General features: G+C 75.6%; 3 protein-coding genes. All 3 read left to right on the top strand.

Annotated features, from left to right (window positions below):
* The first annotated feature begins 90 nt into the window (after positions 1-90).
* The 3 genes from carB to K6U79_10900 are packed head-to-tail and all read left to right on the top strand — an operon-like array spanning position 91 to position 5106.
* The gene (carB, locus tag K6U79_10910; protein ID MCL6522861.1) at positions 91-3438 is read left to right on the top strand and encodes a carbamoyl-phosphate synthase large subunit; all 3348 of its coding nucleotides are present in this window, start codon (positions 91-93) and stop codon (positions 3436-3438) included.
* 55 nt (positions 3439-3493) lie between these two features.
* Positions 3494-4774 carry an aspartate kinase gene (locus K6U79_10905; protein MCL6522860.1) on the top strand — a complete coding sequence of 427 codons (1281 nt, stop codon included), beginning with the start codon at positions 3494-3496 and terminating at the stop codon, positions 4772-4774.
* Entirely contained in the window at positions 4771-5106 is a 336-nt protein-coding gene (locus K6U79_10900) for a hypothetical protein (GenBank protein MCL6522859.1), read from the top strand. Before K6U79_10905 ends, K6U79_10900 begins: the two co-directional genes overlap by 4 nt.
* Positions 5107-5243: the final 137 nt, after the last annotated feature.

The following is a 5243-nucleotide window of genomic DNA, read 5'->3' as shown; positions in this document are numbered from 1 at the left end:
TCCAGTTCCACCCCGAAGGCGCGCCGGGACCGCTGGAGTCGCGCGCCCTCTTCCGCCAGTTCGTGGCCCGGGTGGCCGCCTGGAGGGGGCTTGAGGTTGCCTGAGCCCGCCCTCCCCGAGCCCGTGGCCCCGCCCGCCGTCCGCCGCGTGCTGGTCATCGGCTCCGGCCCCATCGTCATCGGCCAGGCGGCCGAGTTCGACTACTCGGGTACGCAGGCCTGCCGGGCGCTTCGCCAGGCCGGCGTGGAGACCGTCCTGGTCAACTCCAACCCGGCCACCATCATGACCGACCCCGAGGTGGGCGGCCGCGTCTACCTGGAGCCGCTGGAGGCGCGGCGGCTGGAGGAAGTGATCCGCGCGGAGCGGCCGGACGGCCTGCTTGCCGGCTTCGGCGGACAGACGGGCCTCAACCTGGCACGGGAGCTCTCGCGCAGCGGCATCCTGGAGCGCTGGGGCGTCCGCCTGCTGGGCACGCCGCTGGAGGCCATCGAGAAGGCGGAGGACCGCGCCGCCTTCCGCGAGGCCATGCTGGAGCTGGGCATGGCCATCCCGCCCAGCCGGCCGGTCCGCTCGCTGGAGGAGGCGCGAGCCTGGGCGCGCCAGCACGGGCTGCCGCTGGTGGTCCGCCCGGCCTACACGCTGGGCGGCACCGGCGGCGGCCTGGCGGCCACGGCCGCAGAGATGGAGGCGCTGGTGGAGCGCGGCCTCGCCCTCAGCCCGGTGGGCGAGGTGCTCCTGGAGGAGAGCATCTGGGGCTGGCGCGAGATCGAGTACGAGGTGCTCCGCGACGCCGAGGGCACCTGCATCGCCGTCTGCAACATGGAGAACGTCGATCCGGTGGGCATCCACACCGGCGACAGCGTGGTGGTGGCGCCCGCCCAGACGCTGACCGACCTGGAGCATCAGGCGCTGCGCCAGGCCGCCTTCCGCATCGTCGACGCGCTGGGCATCGTCGGCGCCTGCAACGTCCAGTTCGCCGTGGCGCCGCAGGGGAAGCCCTTCACCTTCCGGGTGATCGAGGTCAATCCGCGCGTCAGCCGCTCCAGCGCCCTGGCCTCCAAGGCGACCGGCTACCCCATCGCCCAGGTGGCCGCCAAGCTGGCCCTGGGCCTCCGCCTGGCCGAGGTACGCAACCCCATCACGGGCACCAGCGCCTGCTTCGAGCCGGCGCTCGACTACGTGGTGCTGAAGGTGCCGCGCTGGCCCTTCGACAAGTTCCCCCTGGCGGAGCCGCGGCTGGGCACGCAGATGCAGGCGACGGGCGAGGTCATGGCCATCGACCGGAGCTTCGAGGGCGCCTTCGGCAAGGCGCTCCGCTCCCTCGACCAGGGTGCCGTGCTGGTCCGGGCGCTGGCCGAGCTGGAGCGCCTGCACGACGAGGGGGGGCCGGACCGGGTGGCGGAGGCGGCGCTGGCGCCCCACGCCGGCCGGCTGGAGCGGCTGGTGGCCGCCTTCGCCCTGGGTCTCCCGCTGGAGAGGGCGCGCGCGACGGGCATCGACCCCTTCTTTCTGCGTCGCCTGGAGCGCCTCGGCCGGCTGCTGGCGCGCGTGCGCGCGGAGCCGCTGGCGGACGGGCTGCTGGCCGAGGCGAAGCGGGCCGGCCTGGGCGACGCCGAGCTGGCCGGCCTGGCCGGGTTGGAGGAGGAGGAGGTGCGGCGCCGGCGCGAGGAGGCGGGGCTGGAACCGGGCTATCTCGAGGTGGACAGCTGCGCCGGCGAGTTCCCCGCGCGGACGCCCTACTTCTACTCCACCCACTTCCGGCCACGGTTCCGCCTGACCGCCGGCGGCTGGCGGCGCGAGGGCGAGGCGGAGGCCGGGGCCGGCGACCCGCGGCCGTCCGTGCTGGTGATCGGCGCCGGGCCCATCCGCATCGGCCAGGGGATCGAGTTCGACTACTCGGCCGTGCGGGCGGTCCTGGCCGTGCAGCGGGCCGGCTACCGCGCGGTCATCGTCAACAACAACCCGGAGACGGTCAGTACCGACTTCGACGTGGCCGACGCGCTCTACTTCGAGCCGCTGACGCTGGAGGACGTGCTCGCCGTCGCCCGCCGCGAGCGGGTGCGGGGGGCGCTCGTCCAGTACGGCGGCCAGACGGCGCTCGAGCTGGCGGCGGGGCTGGAGGCGGCCGGGGTGCCGGTGCTGGGGACGCCGCCGGAGGCGGTGGCGCGGGCCGAGGACCGGGAACGCTGCGCCGCCTGGCTCGCCTCGCTGGGCGTCCGCCAGCCGGCCGGCGGCACCGCCCGCTCGCCCGAGGAGGCGCGCGAGGTGGCGGCCCGGCTGGGCTTCCCGCTCATGCTCCGGCCCAGCTTCGTCCTGGGCGGGCGCGGCATGTCGGTGGTGCGGGAGCGGGAGAGCTTCGAGCGCTGGCTGGAGGAGGCCCAACGCGCCCATCCTGGCGCGCCGCTCCTCCTGGACCGCTTCGTGGAGGGACGCGAGCTGGAGGTGGACGCGGTCACCGACGGCGAGAAGACGCTGATCCCGGCCGTGATGGAGCACGTGGAGCGCGCCGGAGTCCACTCGGGCGACTCGGTGGCGCTCCTTCCCGCCGCGCTGCAGGGGCGGAGCCTGGACGAGCTGGTGGGGGTGACGCGCCGCATCGGCGCCACCCTGGGGCTGCGCGGCCTCTTCAACATCCAGTTCGTCCTGCGCGGCGACGAGCTCTTCGTCCTGGAGGTCAACCCGCGCGCCTCGCGCACCGTCCCCTTCGTCAGCAAGGCGACGGGCGTGCCGCTGGTGGACTTGGCCATCCGCGCTGCCCTGGGCCAGCCGCTGGCGCAGGCGGCGGCGGAGCTGGGGCTGGCGCAGGCGGACGGCCTCCTCCCGCCGCCGGCCGCGGTGGCGGCCAAGGCGCCGGTCTTCTCCACCGGCAAGGTGCGCCGGGCGGAGGTGGCGATCGGCCCGGAGATGCGCTCCACGGGCGAGGTGATGGGCTTCGGCCGCAGCCGGGGCGAGGCGCTGGCGCGGGCGTTGCAGGCGGCGGGCCTCCTCCCGCCGCGGCGGACTCTCCTCCTCTCCGCGCCCCCCGCCCTGCGGGCGGCGCTCATCGAACGCGCCCGGCGCCTGGAGCGGCTCGGCTTCCGCCTCTTCGCCACGCCGGGGACGGCGGAGCGCCTGCGCGTCAGCGGGCTGGAGGTGGTCGCCCTCACCTACGGCGAGGCGCTGGCGGCGCTGGCGGAGCGGCAGTTGGGTGGTGTGGTCGACCTGCCGAGCCGGGGCTTCGACCCCTCGCGGCGGGGCTTCGGCCTGCGGCGCGCCACGGTGGAGTTCGGGCTTCCTTGCTACACGGCGCTGGAGACGGTGGACGCCCTGGCCGAGTCGCTGGAGGCGCTGGACGCGGGCCTGGTGCGCGGAGTCTGGCGCCTGCGGCGGGAGGGCCCGCCCCTCTGGAGCGGGGCCACCGCCGAGGCGCTGCCGCGGCAGGCGAAGCCGCGCGGGTGACGAAGGCTTCTCCCCGGAGTTGCAAGGCTCGGAGGGCGGAGGTCGAGGCGGCGGATTGGCGCTACGGGTGCAGAAGTTCGGGGGCAGCTCGGTGGCCGACCTGGCGGCGATGCGCCAGGCGGCCCGACGGGTGCTGGAAGCGTGGCGCGGCGGCGACCGCGTGGTGGTGGTGGTCTCGGCGCGGGGCGGACGAACCGACGCCCTGCTGGAGCTGGCGCGGGAGACGGCGGCAGAGGCGGGGCGGGAGGCAGGCGACGGGCGGTGGCCGGCGGACGGGGCCCGCTGGCCGTCCGAGGCCGAGCGCGAGGTGGACGCACTCCTCGCCACCGGAGAGCAAGAGTCGGCGGCGCTGATGGCGCTCCTCCTCCGCTCCATGGGCTGCCCGGCGCTCTCCTTCACGGGCTGGCAGGCGGGCCTGCTGACCGACGGCCGCCACCTCTCGGCCCGCGTGGAGGCCGTGGCGACGGAGCGGCTGCGCGAGGCGCTGGACCGCGGCTGGGTGCCGGTGGTCACCGGCTTCCAGGGCGTCGACCGGCGGGGCGACCTGACCACGCTGGGCCGGGGCGGCTCCGACGCCACGGCGGTGGTCCTGGCGGCGGCGCTGGGCGCCGACCGCTGCGAGATCTACTCCGACGTGGCCGGCGTCTACACCGCCGATCCGCGCATCGTGCCGGACGCGCGACCGCTGAGGGAGATCTCCTACGACGAGATGCTGGAGCTGGCCCGCCTGGGCGCCAAGGTGCTCCAGCACCGGGCGGTGGAGTACGCGCGCGAGCACGACGTGGTCATCGAGGCCCGCTCCACCTTCGACGACGCGCCGGGGACCCGCGTCCTGCGCCGGCCCGGTTGGGGCGAGGACGACCGGCCGGTCTCGGGCGTGACCGTCGACCGGAAGACGGCCAAGATCGCGCTGCTCAAGGTGCCGGACCGCCCCGGCGTGGCCGCGGCGGTCTTCGGCGCGCTGGCCGGGCGGGGCGTCAACGTCGACATGATCATCCAGAGCGTCTCCCGCGAGCGGCTCAACGACATCGCCTTCACGGTGGCGCGGGACGACCTGGCGACGGCCTACCAGGCCTCGGAGGCGGCTTGCCGGGAGCTGGACGGCGAGGGCGTCCTGGCCGACGACGGCGTGGCCAAGCTCTCGGTGGTGGGCGCCGGCATGGTGACGCATCCGGGGGTGGCCGCCACCCTCTTCCGGGCGCTGGGCGACGAGGGCATCAACATCGAGATGATCGCCACCTCGGAGATCAGCATCTCCTGCCTGATCCGGGCCGAGATGGCGGAGGCGGCGGTGCGGGCCGTGCATGCCGCCTTCCGCCTGGGCCGGGAGGGGTGAGCATGGAAGGGCTGACCGGGCCGCTCCCCCTGGAGGGGGAGCAGCTGGACCGCCTGGAGAGGAAGCCCGGCGTCTTCGTCCTCTACGACGGCGCCGGCAACGTCACCGGCTGGGGCCGCGACGACGCCGACCTGCCGGCCCGCCTGCGCGCCCTGGGCAGCCGTCACCGCGCCTTCGCCTACCGCCTCACCGAGACCTCCAAGGAAGCCTTCACCCTGGAGTGTCTCCTCTACCACGAGGCGGGCGGCGCCTTCGCGCGGCAGGGACTGGAGCATCCCGAGCGGCCGGCGGGCCACAGCTGGCGCTGTCCCATCTGCTCGCTCTACGACTGAGACGGCATGGACGAGGAGGAGAGGGTCGCCTGGGCGCGCTCCCCGCTGGCCGGGGGCGCGCCCGAGACCGTGGCCGCCTGGCTGCGGCGGGGCGAGCTGGACGGGCTGGACGGCTCGGGCGTCATCCGGCGCTTCGA

It is taken from the genome of Bacillota bacterium, assembly GCA_023511835.1.
GTDB lineage: Bacteria > Bacillota > Sulfobacillia > JAIMAT01 > JAIMAT01 > JAIMAT01.
This window is presented reverse-complemented; position numbering and strand designations above follow the sequence as displayed.